Genomic DNA, 17,300 nt, shown 5'->3' with positions numbered 1-17,300 from the left:
TATCTTTATTCCGCTATTTGCCGGGCAGCCCGATTGGTGAGGGCTGATTAAAGTTTCACTTTATTCGTTCTCATTAAGTTGATAAGTATAAGAATTCGGATCACTAGAATTAACTTCTTTGACGAGAGTAAGTTGATTTGTATCTGGATTATATTTGAAAATCTTAATTGTATGTTCGCTACTTAGTAATGGATTATATTCTTGAATAGCGAATGTATTTTCCGCAATTTGTGTCATATTACTGGTGGGAACATTTTCTATGGAATCATGATTTGTAGAAATTTCAACGACTTTTTCACTGTTGAAAAATAAAAGAACGATTACTAAAATAACTAAGCATATTCGTATATAGCGTAGCTCTTTGGTGATAGGGTGTTCTCCCAAAATAATCATCCTTTCTATAACTATTCTATAGTAGTAATGGTAGTCATCGTGAAAAAAGTAATAATGCCGAGGCCTGCCCAAAGGATAAATGAGATTAATGCGATATAGAGACAAATACGTCCAACTTGTTTTTTTTCAGGATCTTTACTAAATAGTGAGATAATCCATGTGATAATTCCGATTGGGGAAAATATAAAACTAAGAATATATAGAAGTATTTTTTCAAATAAATTCATGAGAGCTCCTTTCATTGTAAAATATTATATTTATTTCTAATTATATGATGTAAAGGTAAATATTTCATCATAGTTATAAAAATTCTGATTATTTAGAATGTGAATATTTCCAAGCTTGTCCGTATAAGCTAAAATAAGGTATATAGTATTTTGATGAATGTGTTAAAAGAAGATAATACGTTAGGGTGATATAAAATGTGGCGGAAGCTTACGATTATTGTAGTGTTACTTTGTTTAGCGGGATATGCAGCTTATGAACAGTTTGGTAATAAAGAGCAGGCGGTAAAAGTGAAGCAAGAAAAAAGTGAAGCTGCGATGAAAGAGATTATCGCAAGGAATGGTATTGAAATAGGGAGGAGTGCGCCAGACTTCGAATTAACGAAGTTAGATGGAACGAATGTAAAGCTATCAGATTTAAAAGGAAAGAAAGTGATTTTAAACTTTTGGGCAACGTGGTGTGGACCTTGCCAACAAGAAATGCCTGATATGGAGGCTTTCTATAAAGAACATAAAGAGAACGTAGAAATTTTAGCGGTCAATTATACGCCTTCAGAAAAAGGTGGGGGGGAAGAGAAGGTAAGCAATTTTATTAAAGAAAAAGGAATTACTTTTCCTGTTTTATTGGACAAGAACATTGATGTGACAACAGCGTATAAAGTAATTACGATTCCAACTTCGTATTTTATAGATACAAAAGGTGTCATTCAAGATAAGTTTATTGGGCCGATGACACAAAAAGAGATGGAGAAAAGAGTTGCTAAATTAAAATAATGGTGAAAAGGTAGAGGTGGAGAGTTCCCATTTCTGCCTTTTCTTTTTCAAGTAGTAATCACTTCATGATATGATGTAAGAAATATAACCGTTTAGAGATAAAGGAGTGTATGGAGTGGGGAATGTATCCTTACCGTTAGATTATGTTGTAATTGATTTTGAAACAACAGGATTTAACCCTTATAATGATAAAATTATTCAAGTTGCAGCAGTGAAATATCGTAATCATGAATTAGTAGATCAATTTGTTTCATACGTGAATCCAGAGCGGCCAATTCCGGACCGAATAACGAGTTTAACAGGTATTACTAATTATCGCGTTTCAGATGCTCCGACGATTGAAGAAGTGTTACCTTTATTTTTAGCATTTTTACATACAAATGTTATTGTGGCCCATAATGCTTCTTTTGATATGCGCTTTTTGAAAAGTAATGTAAATATGCTTGGGTTGCCTGAACCTAAAAATAAAGTAATTGATACTGTATTTTTAGCGAAGAAATACATGAAGCATGCGCCTAATCATAAACTTGAAACGTTAAAACGAATGCTTGGAATTCGTTTAAGCTCTCATAATGCATTTGACGATTGCATTACGTGTGCTGCTGTTTATCAAAAGTGTGCAGCTATTGAAGAAGAAGGGAAACGAAAAGTAAATAAGGCTATGCTTGATGAAACTGCGGTATATGAAGCGGTGAAAGAAATACTTGCATGTAATAAACGGAATGTAGAATGGCTACGTTGTATGAACGTAGGAAGTTATTTAGATATAAAAGCTTTTTATCCAGTTATGAGAGTAAAGGTAAAAGGGCGAAAGAAATATGTATTAACAGAGATATTAGAAGAAGATGTGAAAGAAATATGTACAAGCTTAAAATGTGAACCAGCGTTAAAAAGTGAAGTTGGTAATACGAGAATTATGCTTAATAGCTTAGAGGATGTTATGAGATTAGAAAGTTATATTTTAGAACAGTATGATTTTGTATTACAGGCGCTTCATGATTATAAAGAAAATGAAATGAATGCAGATGAAAAGTTGAAAGAGTATTTAAATATTATGGTATGAAAAACTCCGTGTGCAATATATTGTACACGGAGTTTTTTTAGGAGTACTAAAACATAAAATTTTCTCACAAATCTGATTAAAGAGTTTTTCGTTTGCTCATACTATGTAATAAGAAAGCGAAGGAGAGAGGGTGAACAACATGAGAAGAAGTCGCCGTAAATCGTTTGAAGAACTTGTAAATGAAAATAAACAACAATTATTAAGCGATCGTGAGGCAATTGATCGCATTGAAGAGCGCATTGAAAAACGTTATGAAATGAAACTTTTTAAGCAAGCTGAATAATTCTTAACACTAGTACGATACTAGTGTTAAGGAGGCGATAGTAATGGGTAATCCGAAAAAAAATTCAAAAGACTTTGCACCGAATCATATTGGAACACAATCAAAAAAAGCTGGTGGAAATAAAGGAAAGCAAATGCAAGATCAAACAGGTAAACAACCGATTGTTGATAATGGTTAAAGAAAAGGAGAATATTACATTCTCCTTTTTTATGTATAAATTTGAGGAAAGATAGGTAATTTAAGATGGTGTGTATATACAATATTAGGAGGGAAGTACATGCCAAATCCAGATAATCGAAGTGACAACGCTGAAAAGTTACAAGAAATGGTGCAAAATACAGTTGATAACTTTAATGAAGCAAAAGAAACAGCGGAACTTTCTAATGAAAAAGATCGTGCTGCTATTGAAGCAAAAAATCAAAGACGTTTAGAAAGTATTGACTCATTAAAAAGTGAAATCAAAGATGAATCTTAACAAAATATACAAAAAGGGCTGACTTTTGTCAGCCCTTTTTCGTAATCGTAAAGTTTTCAACAAGTAAACGCCAATTTTGTGGGAATGGTAAACCGATTTTCCAGTAACTAATACCACCTATACCTTGTTCTTTCATTAAATTGAATTTACTTTGAACAGACCGTGAATCTTCAAACCAAACTTCGTGTTGCACGCCGTTTTCATCAAAATAATTAAAATGAGGAGCTTGGGCTGTGAAATCATAACGAATAGGGACATTATATTTACGAGCTAGTGTAACAGCTGCGACAGAGCTAATTGCTTTTGCGGGTGGATTTCCTTGTTTAAATGGAAGCTTCCAATCAAACCCGTATAAATTTTGCCCCATCATAATTTTTTGGGGAGGCATTTGAGATTTTGCATATTGAAGTACTTCTTTCACCGGACCGATAGGAGAAATCGCCATCGGTGGCCCGCCCTGCCATCCCCAGTCATATGTCATAATGACGACGAAATCAACAATTTGCCCTTGCGCTTTATAATCGTGAGCTTCGAAAAATTTTCCCTTTTGATTTGAACTTGTTTTCGGTACGAGAGTTGTGCTCAATGTGTACCCGCTAGGTAAGCGTGTTTTTACATTTCGTAAAAAGCGATTATACGCCTCGCGGTCTTCAGGTGCTACACTCTCGAAATCGAAATGAATGTCTCGCATGCCATATTTTTGAGCTGTTTGCAAAATGTTAGTAATAAATTTGTTTTGAATCGTTGCGTCGCGTAAAATAACCGATGTTAGATCGGCACTGAAATTACCATTTTCAATATTTGTAATAACGAGCATAGGGATTGTTTTACCCTGCGTTGCAATATTAGCGATTTTAGCTGTTTCAGTAGGTTCTTTTAATGTGCCATCTCTTTTTGCCTCAAAACTAAAATAAGCTAAGTATGTTAAAAATGGATTGATGGCACGTGTAGCATTAACTAAACTCTCTTTAATCGGTATAGTGGAAGGCTGTAAATAAGCGATGGATTCTACAGCTCGTTTTGTACCTTTTGGTACGTATAATTGTTGTCCGACATGGAGAATAGATTTTAAAGATAAATTATTAACTTTAGCTAAACTAGCGAGGGGGACATTATATGTTTGAGAGATTCGATATAGGCTGTCACCAGGCTGTACATAATAATTATTCCCTTTCGTATTAACGATAAGTGCCTGACCAACAACGAGCGTTTCAGCTGGATTTAATCCATTGTCTTTTACTATTTCGTCAGGTGTTGATCCATATTTTGATGCCAAGCTATATACGCTATCACCACTACGAACCGTTACAATTTGAATCATATGCTTGCTCCTTTCGGGAAAAGATTCACTATTTTTATTTTATTTTTGATGTCACTGTATTATGATTAAATGTATGCAAGGTAGCAGAAGTGAAAGAAGGCGAATACATATGTTTGTAGCAGAACATGAAGTTGAAATCCGTTATGCGGAAACAGATCAAATGGGTGTTGTTTACCATTCAAACTACTTAGTGTGGCTTGAGTTAGGTCGCACGAAACTTATACAAGATTTAGGTTTTTCATATGTTGAAATGGAGAAAGAAGGAATTATTTCTCCTGTGTTAGATTTACAAATTTCATACCGTAAAGCGATGCGTTACGGAGAAAAAGCAAGCGTAAAAACATGGGTAGATACTGTGAGCCCACTTCGCGTTGTATATGGATATGAAATATATAATGGTGATGGTGAACTGTGTATTACTGCAAGCACAACGAATATTTGTGCGAAAAAAGAAGGGTTCCGCCCTGTATCATTTAAAAAGTTATATCCTGAGTGGTATGCGAAATATGAGGAAATTAAGAAAAAATAAAAAAGCGTGGCAGAAGCCACGTTTTTTTATTTTTCATAATTAAATTGTGGGAAGTCGTCACCTTCGTTAAGTGTAACAGATAAATTATGTCCATCGAAGAACCATTCATCATCGCCTTCAATAAAGAAATTAATACTTTCTTCTTGAATTTGAACAGCAGGATGTGCAGGATCATCTTTACGAATACCTAAAGAAAGTCCTTTTTGCACAGTACTGCAACCACCGTATTGTACGAAAAAGCGTAGTGTTTCATTTGATTGTAAGTTTAATTCAGTTTTATACCATTGTGCTGCTTCTTTTGTTACGGAAAGATTCATGTATAGTTCCTCCAAATTATGTTGCTTTTTCTTTAGTATAAAAAATAACGCAAAAAGACGCTATTAATATGCTTCACGTTTTCTTTTTGCGTTATGTGGGTTACGATCTTATTTTTGCTTTTTTGAAAAGTTTGCTTTTGGTTCAGTTTTATTTATAATTCGTCCGATATTTGCACGGTGTTTATAAATAACCATACCTGCTAATAAACACATCGCAATAATGAAGATTTTATCCCCGCTAACAATGGATGCAATAACAGCAACAACTGCTGTTACCATAGAAGAAAGTGATACGTATCTTGTTGTAAATAAAAGGGTGAAAAATACAACAGCCAATATTGCAAAAACAACTGGTGAATAGCATAATAGCACCCCAGCAGAAGTTGCAACTGCTTTACCACCGCGGAATTTCGCGAAGATTGGATAGACATGTCCAAGAACAGCCGCTAACCCGAACCATAGTGGATGAATATCTAATCCGAAAATCATTGGTAGACTTGTTGCTAATGTCCCTTTTAAAATGTCAGCAATTGTAACGGTAAAACCTGCTTTTTTCCCTAATGTGCGGAATGTGTTTGTTCCGCCTAGATTACCGCTCCCGTGCTCACGAATATCGATTCCGTAGCCGATTTTTCCAACAACTAGTGCAAATGGAATCGAGCCAAGTAAGTAGGCAACGATAAATAAAAGATATGTAGTAACCATAAGTTCAGTCTCCTTTATTCAAATGTGTTGATAAAGGGTAAAAAGAGTTTTTCCCGTATATTGTACCATACATTTGTAAAGAGCACATTTCTTTTTTGTAAATGAAAAATTCATTATTTCGTGAAAAAAATTTCACAGTAATGTTACATTTCTCACAGAAACAGTAAGACTATATGTAGTAACATTTTAATCAAAAGATAACAACATATTGGTGGAGGGTTATAAATGTTACAAAATAATACACGTGGAGAAGAAGAATTAATGAAAGTGTTTGAGACAATAGTCCACGGCAATGAACAAGATTTGATGCAAGAAAATGCAAATGTAGATGGCCGCTCTCCAATGGGCGTAATGGGAACGTTCGCATCTGAGAGTGCAAAATATTATGCTGTTGAGAATTTATTGTCAGATCAAGTGAAAAAAGCGATAAATGAAAATATATTATATCCACATGATTTAGATTTTTATGCAACAGGAACGACGACTTGTTCACAAATTCCGTTAGCGCAAATGCTTGCTAATGGTTTTCATACTGGACATGGACATATGAGACAACCGCAAGACATTAAAAGTGCATTGGCTCTTTCGTCTATTATTTTTCAAGCGAATCAAAATATGCAGCATGGTGGTCAATCGTTTGCACTCTTTGATATTGATTTAGCACCTTATGTACGAAAAACAATTGAGAGACATAAAAAACGATTACAATCATATCCGCTTACGAAAGAACAAATAGAAGAATTTTCATGGAAAGAAACGGAAAATGATACGTATCAAGCGTGTGAGGCTTTCGTTCATAATTCGAATAGTATGCATAGTAGGGGCGGAGGACAAGTACCGTTTATTTCTATTAATTATGGAACAGATACATCGAAAGAAGGAAGAATGTTAATTAAACAACTTTTAAAAGCGACACAAGCTGGACTTGGTAAAGGAGAGACACCGATTTTTCCGATTCAAATTTTCAAGATGAAAAAAGGTGTGAATTTTGAAGAAAGTGATCCGAACTACGATTTATTTGAATTAGCATTAGAGACAACCGCAGAGCGATTATTCCCTAACTTTTCATTTTTAGATGCTCCGTTTAATGCAGTGCATTATGATGGAAGACCAGAAAGTGAAGTATGTTACATGGGATGTCGTACTCGTGTTATGTCTAATATACATGGAGGAGAAACAGCGATTGGTAGAGGGAATTTATCATTTACGTCTATTAATTTAGTGAAATTAGCGTTAATTAGTGGTTCAAAAGAAGCGTTTTTTGAAGCGCTAAACTATTATTTAGATTTAGGAATTAAGCAGTTATTAGAAAGATTTGCGTATCAATGTACGAAGCGAGCAAGAGATTTTCAGTTTTTATATTCACAAGGTGTATGGCGTGGTGGAGAAACGTTGCAGCCTGAAGACTCCGTAGCCTCGATTTTAAAACAAGGCACGTTAAGTATTGGTTTTATCGGTCTTGCGGAATGTTTAGTAGCTTTAACAGGAAAGCATCATGGGGAAGATGAAGAATCATGGAAACTTGGGTATGAAATTATTTCCTTTATGAGAGATAGAATGGATAAAGCGACAGAAGAACATCAACTGAATTTCTCAGTAATTGCAACTCCAGCAGAAGGATTATCAGGGAAGTTTGTGAAAAAAGATAGAAAAGAATTTGGCGTGATTAGCGGTATAACGAACCATAATTACTATACGAATTCATTCCATATTCCAGTTTATTATAACATTCAAGCGATAAATAAAATCCGTTTAGAAGGCCCGTTTCATGCTCTATGTAACGGGGGACATATTACTTATATTGAACTAGACGGAGCAGCAATGCATAACAAAAAGGCATTAAAACAAATTGTACAAGCCATGGCAGAACATGGCGTTGGATACGGTTCAATTAATCATCCTGTTGACCGTTGTAAGTGCTGTAGTTATCACGGGGTTATTGGGAATGAATGTCCAAGTTGCGGGAATGAAGATGAGGCTAATATAGAAAGAATTCGCCGTATAACAGGCTATCTTGTAGGAGATATGTCAAAGTGGAATAGTGCGAAACGTAGTGAAGAGATAGATCGGGTGAAACATAAATGAAAGTGATGAATATTATTCATGATAGTGTAGTAGATGGAGAAGGATTGCGGACAGTCGTGTTTTTTGCGGGCTGTCCGCATCGTTGCGTTGGTTGCCACAATCCGAAATCGTGGAATATTTGCAACGGAACGGAAATGACAGTAGAAGAAATTGTGAAAGAGATTGCAAGTAATCCATTAACTGATGTAACATTTTCAGGTGGAGATCCATTTTTTCAAGCTGCTGAAGTGAAAATGGTAGCAAAAATCGTGAAAGATTTGAAAAAAAACCTATGGATGTATACAGGTTATACGTTAGAAGAGATACAGAGTTCTCAAAATAATGATATGATAGAGTTGTTACATTATGGGGATGTTTTAGTCGATGGAAGGTTTGAAATTGAGGAAAAAGATTTAACACTTCCATTTCGCGGAAGCTCCAATCAACGTATTATTCGATTGAAAGAGTAAAAAGGCGGGATAGATTATATGAACAAAACGGTATTGCTTGTTGAAGATGAAAGAAGATTACGTGAAATTGTTAGTGATTATTTTCGTAATGAAGGCTTTGAAGTAATCGAAGCAGAAGATGGAAAAAAAGCGTTAGAGTTATTTGCAGAGCATGAAATTGATTTAATTATGTTAGATATTATGTTACCGGAAATAGATGGATGGTCTGTTTGTAGAAGAATTAGAAAAGAATCAGCAGTACCAATTATTATGTTGACAGCACGTTCGGATGAGGATGATACATTGCTAGGTTTCGAATTAGGTGCAGACGAGTATGTAACGAAACCATTTAGCCCGAAAGTATTAGTAGCTCGTGCAAAGACGTTATTGAAACGTGCGGATGGTGCGGTAGGAGTAGCGGAAGAAAATGCTATGTCTTTAGCTGGAATAGAAGTGAATCGTCTATCTAGAACTGTTTTAGTAGATGGAGAAGAAATTATATTGACACATAAAGAATTTGAACTTCTTGTGTATTTAATGGAGAACAAAGGAATTGTGTTATCACGTCAACATTTATTAGACCAGTTATGGGGATATGACTATTACGGTGATGACCGAACGGTTGATACCCATATTAAAAAACTTCGAAATAAGCTAGGAGATAAAGCGAAGCATATCGGTACTGTTATTCGAGTTGGTTATAAATTTGAAGAATAATCTAGAACGATTTGTTTAATTTAGCCTAGGGAAATGGTAATTTTATACTCTCTTTTGAAGGTAAAATGTACAAAAAATACTTTTTTTGTCTACAATGTTAGATAAGTGTATTTTTTTAATTGGATTTCACGATGAGTTCACAAGAAGGACACAAAACGTGACTATACTGAAAATACGAATTCACCAGAGAGGGGAAATAAAACATGGGATATTACGACGGACCAAATTTAAATGAAGAGCATAGTGAAACGAGAGAAGTGAGAAAATCAGGTAGTAAAAAAGGCTATTTCTTCACAGGTTTAGTGGGAGCTGTAGTCGGAGCGGTTTCGATTAGTTTTGCAGCACCATATATGCCATGGGCTCAAAATAATGGAGCGCCAGTATCATCATTTAGTTCGGATTCAAAAGTAGAAGGTACTGTAGTTCCTGTTGTAAATAAAGCGAAAAATGAAACTGATTTACCTGGTATGATTGAAGGGGCGAAAGATGTTGTTGTAGGTGTTATTAATATGCAACAAAGTGTTGATCCATTTGCAATGCAACCGACAGGTCAAGAACAACAAGCCGGTTCAGGATCAGGTGTTATTTATAAAAAAGCAGGAAATAAAGCATATATTGTAACAAACAACCACGTAGTAGATGGAGCAAATAAACTTGCTGTGAAGCTGAGCGACGGAAAGCAAGTTGATGCGAAATTAGTTGGTAAGGACCCTTGGTTAGACTTAGCGGTTGTTGAAATTGATGGATCTAATGTAAATAAAGTTGCCACTTTAGGTGATTCAAGTAAACTTCGTGCGGGTGAAAAAGCCATTGCAATCGGTAATCCACTTGGATTTGATGGAAGTGTAACGGAAGGTATAATCAGTAGTAAAGAACGCGAAATTCCGGTTGATATTGATGGGGATAAACGACCAGATTGGCAAGCACAAGTTATTCAAACGGATGCAGCGATTAATCCAGGTAATAGTGGTGGTGCATTATTTAACCAAAATGGTGAAATAATTGGGATTAATTCAAGTAAAATTGCACAACAAGAAGTTGAAGGAATTGGATTTGCTATTCCAATTAACATCGCAAAACCAGTTATTGAATCTCTTGAAAAAGATGGAGTAGTAAAACGTCCAGCTCTTGGAGTAGGTGTTGTTTCACTAGAAGATGTGCAAGCTTATGCAGTCAATCAATTGAAAGTACCGAAAGAAGTAACAAACGGCGTTGTATTAGGTAAAATTTACCCAATATCACCAGCTGAAAAAGCTGGTTTAGAGCAATATGATATTGTAGTAGCATTAGATAATCAAAAAGTAGAGAATGCTCTTCAATTCCGTAAATATTTATATGAAAAGAAAAAAGTAGGCGAGAAAGTAGAAGTTACATTCTACCGTAACGGTCAAAAAATGACGAAATCGGCTACTTTAGCAGATAATTCAGCTACAAAGAATCAATAATCGAAATAAAAGAAAGTCTCTTTCATATTGAAAGAGACTTTCTTTATCGGCTATACTAAAGGAATAGGAGGGATTAATTATGACAATTGAAAACCCAACTCGTACGGAAATTGGTGAAGTGTTAAAGAAAAGCAAAATAATTGCGGTTGTTGGATTATCAGATAAGCCAGAACGTACATCGTATATGGTTTCAAAAGCAATGCAAGATGCTGGATACCGCATTATTCCAGTTAATCCGACAGTAGATGAGGTGCTCGGAGAAAAGGCAGTTTCTTCACTAAAGGATATTAAGGAACACGTTGACATTGTAAATGTATTTCGTCGCTCAGAGTTTTTAATGGATGTTGCAAAAGAATTTGTAGAGATTGATGCAGATGTTTTTTGGGCACAATTAGGAGTACAAGATGAGGATACATATAAACTTTTAAAAGAAAAAGACTATACTGTAATAATGGATCGTTGTATTAAAGTAGAACATGCGATGACAAAATAGTATAGATTTAAAGGTAGAAAGATTGATTCAGCCCTCATTATAGATAAGTAGGGCCGATGAACGAGGTGTTCATCATGAGATTTTTTAAAGGCTGTTTTTGGGGATTGTTATTTGTAATCCCATTTTGGATCTTGATCATTTGGATCATAATAAAGGTTTGGAATGTGTAATCTTGGAATACATATCCATTTCTCGTTGACAAACGATTATTTTTCTGAAATAGTAGCCTAGAGGAATCCTTGTGAGAAAACAAGGATTTTTCTATTGAAGATGGTATATAAAAGAGATAAGATAACTTGCCAAAACGATAGTCGAGGCGTTATTCTATAATAGAAACATATGTTCTGATTTTGGATTAGGAAAGGGGCAAGGAGTTTGGCGAAGCATCAGTTCCAATATAATGAAGATGCGATTCAAGTGTTAGAAGGACTTGAAGCCGTTCGAAAACGCCCGGGTATGTATATCGGGAGTACGGATAGCCGTGGATTGCATCATTTAGTATATGAAATAGTAGATAACTCCGTTGACGAAGCGTTAGCGGGATTTGGCGACGAAATTTCAGTCGTAATACATAAAGATAATAGTATTAGCGTTATAGATAAAGGGCGAGGAATGCCTACGGGAATGCATAAACTTGGGAAACCTACACCTGAAGTTATTTTAACTGTACTTCATGCAGGTGGTAAGTTTGGTCAAGGTGGCTATAAAACGAGTGGTGGTTTACACGGTGTTGGGGCATCAGTTGTAAACGCTTTGTCAGAATGGTTAGTAGTAACAATTAAGCGTGATGGTAACATTTATGAACAACGTTTTGAAAATGGTGGCGTTCCTGCAACAACGTTAGAGAAAATCGGGAAAACAAAAGAGTCTGGTACGACAATGCACTTCAAACCAGATACAACGATTTTCAGCACGACAAATTACAATTATGAAACATTATGTGAGAGATTACGTGAATCTGCATTCTTATTAAAAGGAATGAAAATCTCGATAAAAGACGAACGTAATGATTTAGAAGATATATTTCATTATGAAACAGGAATCGAAGCTTTCGTTTCATATTTAAACGAAGAAAAAGATTCAATTCACCCGGTTGTATATTTCACTGGTGAACAAAACGGGATTGAAGCAGAACTAGCATTCCAGTTTAATGATGGTTACTCAGAAAATATTCTTTCGTTTGTAAATAACGTACGTACAAAAGATGGTGGAACACACGAAGCTGGATTTAAAACAGCGATGACGCGTGTGTTTAACGAGTATGCTCGTAAAGTAGCACTATTAAAAGAAAAAGATAAAAACTTAGAAGGTACAGATATTCGTGAAGGTGTAGCGGCTATCGTTTCGGTACGTGTACCAGAAGAAGTGCTTCAGTTTGAAGGGCAAACGAAAGGGAAACTAGGTACAAGTGAAGCGCGTTCTTCAATTGATGCCATTGTATCTGAGCATTTAGCATACTTTTTAGAAGAAAACCCTGATGTAGCTACACTTCTTGTGAGAAAAGCAATTAAAGCAGCACAAGCCCGTGAAGCAGCCCGTAAAGCAAGAGAAGAAGCGCGTAGTGGTAAGAAAAAGAAAAAATCAGAAGGTACGTTAAGCGGGAAATTAACACCTGCACAATCACGTAACCCGCAAAAAAATGAACTGTACCTAGTAGAGGGTGACTCTGCCGGTGGTTCTGCGAAACAAGGACGAGACCGACGTTTCCAGGCCGTATTACCGTTACGTGGTAAAGTAATTAATACAGAAAAAGCAAAGCTTGCTGATATCTTTAAAAATGAAGAGATTAATACAATCATTTATGCGATTGGCGGCGGTGTAGGAAATGAATTTGATGTTGAAGATATTAACTACGATAAAGTTGTAATTATGACCGATGCCGATACGGATGGGGCTCATATTCAAGTATTGTTATTAACGTTCTTCTACAGATATATGAAGCCACTTATCGAAGCTGGTAAAGTATTTATCGCACTTCCTCCTTTATACAAAGTAAGTAAAGGAAAAGGTAAGAGTGAGGTAATTGAATACGCTTGGTCAGATGAGGAATTAGACGGTGTAACGAAAAAAGTTGGAAAAGGCTATATGTTACAACGTTATAAAGGACTTGGTGAAATGAATGCGGATCAATTATGGGAAACAACAATGAATCCTGAAACGCGTACATTAATTCGCGTGAAAATTGATGATGCAGCTAGGGCAGAGCGCCGCGTTACAACGTTAATGGGCGATAAAGTAGAACCGCGCCGTAAATGGATTGAACGTAATGTACAGTTTGGTATGCAAGAAGAAGGAAATATTTTAGAAAATGAAATGATTATGGAGACGGAGGTGGAATAACATGCAAGCAGAGAAGTTTCATGACCTCCCGCTTGAAGACGTGTTAGGTGATCGCTTTGCACGTTATAGTAAATATATTATTCAAGATCGTGCACTTCCAGATGCACGTGATGGCTTAAAGCCAGTACAAAGACGTATTTTATATTCTATGTATGTAGAAGGTAATGTACATGATAAAGCGTTTCGTAAATCAGCTAAAACAGTAGGTAATGTTATCGGTAATTATCATCCACATGGAGATTCCTCTGTATATGAAGCAATGGTACGCTTAAGCCAAACTTGGAAAGTACGTAATGTTTTAGTTGAAATGCATGGTAATAACGGTAGTGTTGATGGGGACCCAGCGGCAGCGATGCGTTATACGGAAGCTCGTTTATCACCAATCGCATCTGAATTATTACGTGATCTTGATAAAGAAACAGTTGAATTCGTGTCAAACTTTGATGATACGAGTGAAGAACCAGTTGTATTACCAGCAGCGTTCCCGAATTTATTAGTGAACGGATCTACAGGGATTTCCGCTGGTTATGCAACAGAAATTCCTCCGCATCATCTTGGAGAAGTTATTGATGCTACAATGATGCGTATCGATAAGCCAAATAGTACTGTTGACGATTTATTAACAGTTATGAAAGGACCAGATTTCCCAACAGGTGGTATTATTCAGGGGATTGATGGTATTAAAAAGGCGTATGAAACAGGTAAAGGTAAAATTATTATTCGCGGAAAAGCAGAAGTTGAAACAGTGCGCGGTGGGAAACAACAAATTGTAATCACTGAAATTCCTTACGAAGTGAATAAGGCAAACCTTGTAAAGAAAATGGATGAATTACGTCTAGATAAAAAGTTAGATGGTATTGCTGAAGTGCGTGATGAGACAGATCGTACTGGTTTACGAATTGTTGTTGAATTAAAGAAAGAAGCAAACTCCGAAGGTATTTTAAATTATTTATATAAAAATACAGATTTGCAAATTCCATATAACTTTAATATGGTAGCGATCAATAATCGTCGTCCAACACTTATGACATTACCGAAAATTTTAGATGCTTATATTGGACATCAAAAAGAGGTTATTACGAGACGTTCGCAATATGAATTAAGAAAAGCAGAAAATCGTCAACATATTGTAGAAGGTTTAAAGAAAGCATTATCGATTTTAGACCAAGTAATTGAGACAATTCGAGCTTCAAAAGATAAACGTAACGCGAAAGATAATTTAAGTGCAAAATTTGGCTTTACAGAAGCACAGGCAGAAGCAATTGTTTCCTTGCAATTATATCGCTTAACGAATACAGACATTACGGCGTTACAAGAAGAAGCAGATGAGCTTAATAAGAAAATTATTGAGCTACAGGCAATTTTACAAAGTGAAAAAAGATTGCTTCAAGTAATTAAAACTGATTTAAAGAGAGTTAAGAAAACGTATAGTGATGATCGACGCGCGATTATTGAAGATCAAATCGAGGAAATTAAAATCGATGTAGAAGTGATGATCCCACAAGAAGATGTCATCGTTACTGTAACGAAAGAAGGATATGTGAAACGTACTGGATGGCGCTCACATAATGCCTCAAACGGCAAAGACTTCGGTATGAAAGAGGGTGACATCTTACTTGAACGATTCGATACGAATACGACAGAGACAATCCTCTTATTTACGAATAAAGGAAACTATATATATCTGCCAGTATACGAAATGCCAGATATTCGTTGGAAAGATTTAGGTCAGCACGTTGCTAATATCGTTTCACTCGACCGGGATGAAACAATCATTTGGGCAACGGTTGTACCGAACTTTGAGGAAGAAAAACGATTTATCGTATTTGTAACAAGAAATGGTATGATAAAGAAAACAGAATTAAATCAATATAAAGTTCAGCGTTATTCAAGAGCATTCGTTGCTGTAAACTTGAAAAAAGATGATGAAGTTGTCGATATATTTGCGACAGATGGAACGAGTGATATCGTTCTTGCTACACACGGTGCATATGCACTTATTTTCCATGAAGAGGAAGTAAGTCCAGTCGGTGTAAGAGCTGCTGGAGTGAAAGCAATTAATTTAAAAGAAGATGACTATGTCGCTTCTGGTAAACCGTTAAATGGTGACAAAGATCAACTTATTCTCGTAACACAGCGCGGTGCTGTAAAACGCCTAAAAGCATCAGAAATTGAGAAATCAACGAGGGCGAAGCGAGGTCTTGTTATTTTCAAAGAATTAAAACGTAATCCGTACCGCATTGTCGGTATTGAAATCGTTCGGGACGATGAATTAGTTTACATGAAGACAGAGAAAAACATTGTAGAAGAAATTGATCCGAAAGCGTATCGAAATAAAGACCGGTATAGTAATGGTAGCCTTGTGCTAGATGTTAATGATACTGGTGAAGTAGTAGAAACGTGGACGAAGAAAAGACCAGAATAAAGAGGGCATCTTGCTATGAATAGTAGCAAGATGCTTTTTTCTAGGCAATTTATTATGTAAATAATAATAATCTTGTTATAATAACTGAATGAAATCGTTCTCATAAAGTTCAACTAATCGGGCTTTAACAAGCAGTTGATTCCTCACCTAATTCCTTAGCTTTCACTGAATTTTGGGTTAGGAATCTTACTGCTCGTTAAAGCGGCACAAATGGAGGGGCAACATGAAAAAAATAGGTGTAGGGATTGTAGGATTTGGTTTTTCTAGTACGACATTTCATATCCCACTATTACAAACAATAGAAGAATATGATATTCGTGCTGTATTATCCTCAAAAGAAGAGGTAGTAAAAGACACATTACCAAACGCTAATGTTGTTAGTACAATTGATGAATTGGTGAAGCGAGCTGATGTTGACTTAGTTGTTATTACATCACCTAATACAACTCATTTTCCATATGTAAAAGAAGCAATTTTAAAAGGTAAGCATGTTGTTGTAGAAAAACCATTTGTTGTCTCAATTGAAGAAGGGGAAGAGCTTATTTCATTAGCAGAGCAGCATAATGTAATGTTAAGCGTATATCATAATCGTCGTTTTGATAATGATTTCTTAACAATTAAGAAATTGTTAGGAGAAAACAGAGTAGGGAATGTATACGCATATGAATCGAATTTTGATCGTTTCCGTCCACATGTACGTGATCGATGGAGAGAAAAAAATCTACCAGGCTCCGGTATATTATACGATTTAGGATCACATTTAATTGACCAAGCGTTATCAATATTCGGGAAACCAGATGCGATAAGTGCAGATGTAATAAAACAACGACCAGGTGCAGAGGTGGATGATTATTTCCACATAGTACTTCATTACGGAGTTAAACGTGTCATTTTACGTAGTAGCAGTTATGTGAAAAAAGCTGGACCACATTTTATAGTGCATGGAGAGAAAGGTTCTATCGTGAAGTACGGTATGGATTCGCAGGAAGAGCAATTAAAAAATGGAATGAAGCCAGGTGATAACGGTTATGGAGTAGACGATGAAGAGAATTTTGCTACTTTAGAAACAGAAGAAAGCTTAGAGCGTATTCCAACAGAAGTCGGTTGTTATGACAATTATTATAAAGGTGTACGAGATAGTATATTCAATGGTGAGGAACTACCTGTAACAGCAAAAGAAGGTTTAGATGTTATTAAAATGATTCAATTAGCGATTGAAAGTAGTGAAAAGGGTAGAGTCATTTCTATAAAATAAAAAGACACGAAATTCGTGTCTTTTTTAT

General features: G+C 35.7%; 19 protein-coding genes. 14 read left to right on the top strand and 5 right to left on the bottom strand.

What is annotated here, in order from left to right:
- Positions 1-60: 60 nt before the first annotated feature.
- Positions 61-393 (bottom strand): YmzC family protein, encoded by a 333-nt coding sequence (locus tag C3Y97_RS18320; protein WP_074555548.1) that lies wholly within the window; start codon positions 391-393, stop codon positions 61-63.
- Between the two features lie 11 nt (positions 394-404).
- Complete coding sequence (locus C3Y97_RS18315; protein ID WP_001047912.1) at positions 405-620, bottom strand: hypothetical protein; 216 nt, start codon at positions 618-620, stop codon at positions 405-407.
- 195 nt (positions 621-815) lie between these two features.
- On the opposite strand from C3Y97_RS18315, the gene C3Y97_RS18310 reads away from it, so the two are divergent.
- From C3Y97_RS18310 to tlp, 5 genes are all read left to right on the top strand, one after another.
- Positions 816-1,391, top strand: a complete 576-nt coding sequence (locus C3Y97_RS18310; RefSeq protein WP_136363602.1) for a redoxin domain-containing protein — start codon at positions 816-818, stop codon at positions 1,389-1,391.
- A gap of 115 nt (positions 1,392-1,506) precedes the next feature.
- A complete protein-coding gene (locus tag C3Y97_RS18305) occupies positions 1,507-2,454 on the top strand; it encodes a 3'-5' exonuclease (RefSeq protein ID WP_000528757.1) in 948 nt (315 codons plus the stop codon).
- 139 nt (positions 2,455-2,593) lie between these two features.
- A complete protein-coding gene (locus C3Y97_RS18300) occupies positions 2,594-2,737 on the top strand; it encodes an FbpB family small basic protein (protein ID WP_001254703.1) in 144 nt (47 codons plus the stop codon).
- Between the two features lie 43 nt (positions 2,738-2,780).
- Positions 2,781-2,915, top strand: coding sequence for an acid-soluble spore protein SspN (sspN, locus tag C3Y97_RS18295; RefSeq protein WP_000527987.1), 135 nt, complete (start codon positions 2,781-2,783; stop codon positions 2,913-2,915).
- 99 nt (positions 2,916-3,014) lie between these two features.
- A complete protein-coding gene (tlp, locus tag C3Y97_RS18290) occupies positions 3,015-3,212 on the top strand; it encodes a small acid-soluble spore protein Tlp (protein WP_001133511.1) in 198 nt (65 codons plus the stop codon).
- A 28-nt stretch (positions 3,213-3,240) separates the two neighbouring features.
- Here the strand turns inward: tlp and C3Y97_RS18285 are convergent, their stop codons facing one another.
- The gene (locus tag C3Y97_RS18285; RefSeq protein ID WP_000614859.1) at positions 3,241-4,533 is read right to left on the bottom strand and encodes a glycoside hydrolase family 18 protein; all 1,293 of its coding nucleotides are present in this window, start codon (positions 4,531-4,533) and stop codon (positions 3,241-3,243) included.
- Between the two features lie 109 nt (positions 4,534-4,642).
- On the opposite strand from C3Y97_RS18285, the gene C3Y97_RS18280 reads away from it, so the two are divergent.
- Positions 4,643-5,062: an acyl-CoA thioesterase gene (locus C3Y97_RS18280; protein WP_000495817.1), complete on the top strand. Its 420-nt coding sequence runs from the start codon at positions 4,643-4,645 to the stop codon at positions 5,060-5,062.
- 26 nt (positions 5,063-5,088) lie between these two features.
- On the opposite strand, the gene C3Y97_RS18275 is transcribed toward C3Y97_RS18280, so the two are convergent.
- Both C3Y97_RS18275 and plsY read right to left on the bottom strand, forming a co-directional pair.
- Positions 5,089-5,379: a HesB/YadR/YfhF family protein gene (locus tag C3Y97_RS18275; protein WP_136363601.1), complete on the bottom strand. Its 291-nt coding sequence runs from the start codon at positions 5,377-5,379 to the stop codon at positions 5,089-5,091.
- Between the two features lie 108 nt (positions 5,380-5,487).
- Positions 5,488-6,084 carry a glycerol-3-phosphate 1-O-acyltransferase PlsY gene (plsY, locus tag C3Y97_RS18270; protein WP_000258974.1) on the bottom strand — a complete coding sequence of 199 codons (597 nt, stop codon included), beginning with the start codon at positions 6,082-6,084 and terminating at the stop codon, positions 5,488-5,490.
- A 225-nt stretch (positions 6,085-6,309) separates the two neighbouring features.
- Here plsY and C3Y97_RS18265 point away from each other — a divergent pair, with 225 nt between their 5' ends.
- The 8 genes from C3Y97_RS18265 to C3Y97_RS18230 all read left to right on the top strand — a co-directional run bounded on the left by C3Y97_RS18265 (position 6,310) and on the right by C3Y97_RS18230 (position 17,272).
- The gene (locus C3Y97_RS18265) at positions 6,310-8,169 is read left to right on the top strand and encodes an anaerobic ribonucleoside triphosphate reductase (RefSeq protein ID WP_086692770.1); all 1,860 of its coding nucleotides are present in this window, start codon (positions 6,310-6,312) and stop codon (positions 8,167-8,169) included.
- Entirely contained in the window at positions 8,166-8,618 is a 453-nt protein-coding gene (gene nrdG, locus C3Y97_RS18260; protein WP_000867081.1) for an anaerobic ribonucleoside-triphosphate reductase activating protein, read from the top strand. Before C3Y97_RS18265 ends, nrdG begins: the two co-directional genes overlap by 4 nt.
- Positions 8,619-8,636: 18 nt before the next feature.
- A complete protein-coding gene (locus C3Y97_RS18255; protein ID WP_001044679.1) occupies positions 8,637-9,314 on the top strand; it encodes a response regulator transcription factor in 678 nt (225 codons plus the stop codon).
- Positions 9,315-9,517: 203 nt separating this feature from the next.
- On the top strand, positions 9,518-10,759 hold the full coding sequence (locus tag C3Y97_RS18250; protein WP_000542646.1) for a S1C family serine protease: 1,242 nt from the start codon (positions 9,518-9,520) through the stop codon (positions 10,757-10,759).
- Between the two features lie 79 nt (positions 10,760-10,838).
- Positions 10,839-11,252 carry a CoA-binding protein gene (locus tag C3Y97_RS18245; RefSeq protein ID WP_000151376.1) on the top strand — a complete coding sequence of 138 codons (414 nt, stop codon included), beginning with the start codon at positions 10,839-10,841 and terminating at the stop codon, positions 11,250-11,252.
- Positions 11,253-11,627: 375 nt separating this feature from the next.
- The gene (gene parE / locus C3Y97_RS18240; protein ID WP_001062194.1) at positions 11,628-13,592 is read left to right on the top strand and encodes a DNA topoisomerase IV subunit B; all 1,965 of its coding nucleotides are present in this window, start codon (positions 11,628-11,630) and stop codon (positions 13,590-13,592) included.
- 1 nt (position 13,593) lies between these two features.
- Positions 13,594-16,017, top strand: coding sequence for a DNA topoisomerase IV subunit A (parC, locus tag C3Y97_RS18235; protein ID WP_136363600.1), 2,424 nt, complete (start codon positions 13,594-13,596; stop codon positions 16,015-16,017).
- 223 nt (positions 16,018-16,240) lie between these two features.
- The gene (locus C3Y97_RS18230) at positions 16,241-17,272 is read left to right on the top strand and encodes an oxidoreductase (RefSeq protein ID WP_000719745.1); all 1,032 of its coding nucleotides are present in this window, start codon (positions 16,241-16,243) and stop codon (positions 17,270-17,272) included.
- Positions 17,273-17,300 lie beyond the last annotated feature (28 nt).

Source organism: Bacillus sp. DU-106, from assembly GCF_004799705.1.
Lineage (GTDB): Bacteria > Bacillota > Bacilli > Bacillales > Bacillaceae_G > Bacillus_A > Bacillus_A cereus.
Note: the sequence above shows the minus strand (reverse complement) of the source record. Positions and strands in the feature narration are given on the sequence as shown.

What these genes read in the sequence shown, in the direction of transcription:
- sspN (WP_000527987.1), top strand. Translation starts at nt 2,781, where the DNA reads ATGGGTAATCCGAAAAAAAATTCAAAAGACTTTGCACCGAATCATATT.
- tlp (WP_001133511.1), top strand. Translation starts at nt 3,015, where the DNA reads ATGCCAAATCCAGATAATCGAAGTGACAACGCTGAAAAGTTACAAGAA.
- parC (WP_136363600.1), top strand. Translation starts at nt 13,594, where the DNA reads ATGCAAGCAGAGAAGTTTCATGACCTCCCGCTTGAAGACGTGTTAGGT.
- C3Y97_RS18320 (WP_074555548.1), bottom strand. Translation starts at nt 393, where the DNA reads ATGATTATTTTGGGAGAACACCCTATCACCAAAGAGCTACGCTATATA.
- C3Y97_RS18315 (WP_001047912.1), bottom strand. Translation starts at nt 620, where the DNA reads ATGAATTTATTTGAAAAAATACTTCTATATATTCTTAGTTTTATATTT.
- C3Y97_RS18285 (WP_000614859.1), bottom strand. Translation starts at nt 4,533, where the DNA reads ATGATTCAAATTGTAACGGTTCGTAGTGGTGATAGCGTATATAGCTTG.
- C3Y97_RS18230 (WP_000719745.1), top strand. Translation starts at nt 16,241, where the DNA reads ATGAAAAAAATAGGTGTAGGGATTGTAGGATTTGGTTTTTCTAGTACG.
- plsY (WP_000258974.1), bottom strand. Translation starts at nt 6,084, where the DNA reads ATGGTTACTACATATCTTTTATTTATCGTTGCCTACTTACTTGGCTCG.
- C3Y97_RS18245 (WP_000151376.1), top strand. Translation starts at nt 10,839, where the DNA reads ATGACAATTGAAAACCCAACTCGTACGGAAATTGGTGAAGTGTTAAAG.
- C3Y97_RS18255 (WP_001044679.1), top strand. Translation starts at nt 8,637, where the DNA reads ATGAACAAAACGGTATTGCTTGTTGAAGATGAAAGAAGATTACGTGAA.
- C3Y97_RS18300 (WP_001254703.1), top strand. Translation starts at nt 2,594, where the DNA reads ATGAGAAGAAGTCGCCGTAAATCGTTTGAAGAACTTGTAAATGAAAAT.
- nrdG (WP_000867081.1), top strand. Translation starts at nt 8,166, where the DNA reads ATGAAAGTGATGAATATTATTCATGATAGTGTAGTAGATGGAGAAGGA.
- C3Y97_RS18275 (WP_136363601.1), bottom strand. Translation starts at nt 5,379, where the DNA reads ATGAATCTTTCCGTAACAAAAGAAGCAGCACAATGGTATAAAACTGAA.
- C3Y97_RS18265 (WP_086692770.1), top strand. Translation starts at nt 6,310, where the DNA reads ATGTTACAAAATAATACACGTGGAGAAGAAGAATTAATGAAAGTGTTT.
- C3Y97_RS18280 (WP_000495817.1), top strand. Translation starts at nt 4,643, where the DNA reads ATGTTTGTAGCAGAACATGAAGTTGAAATCCGTTATGCGGAAACAGAT.
- C3Y97_RS18250 (WP_000542646.1), top strand. Translation starts at nt 9,518, where the DNA reads ATGGGATATTACGACGGACCAAATTTAAATGAAGAGCATAGTGAAACG.
- C3Y97_RS18310 (WP_136363602.1), top strand. Translation starts at nt 816, where the DNA reads ATGTGGCGGAAGCTTACGATTATTGTAGTGTTACTTTGTTTAGCGGGA.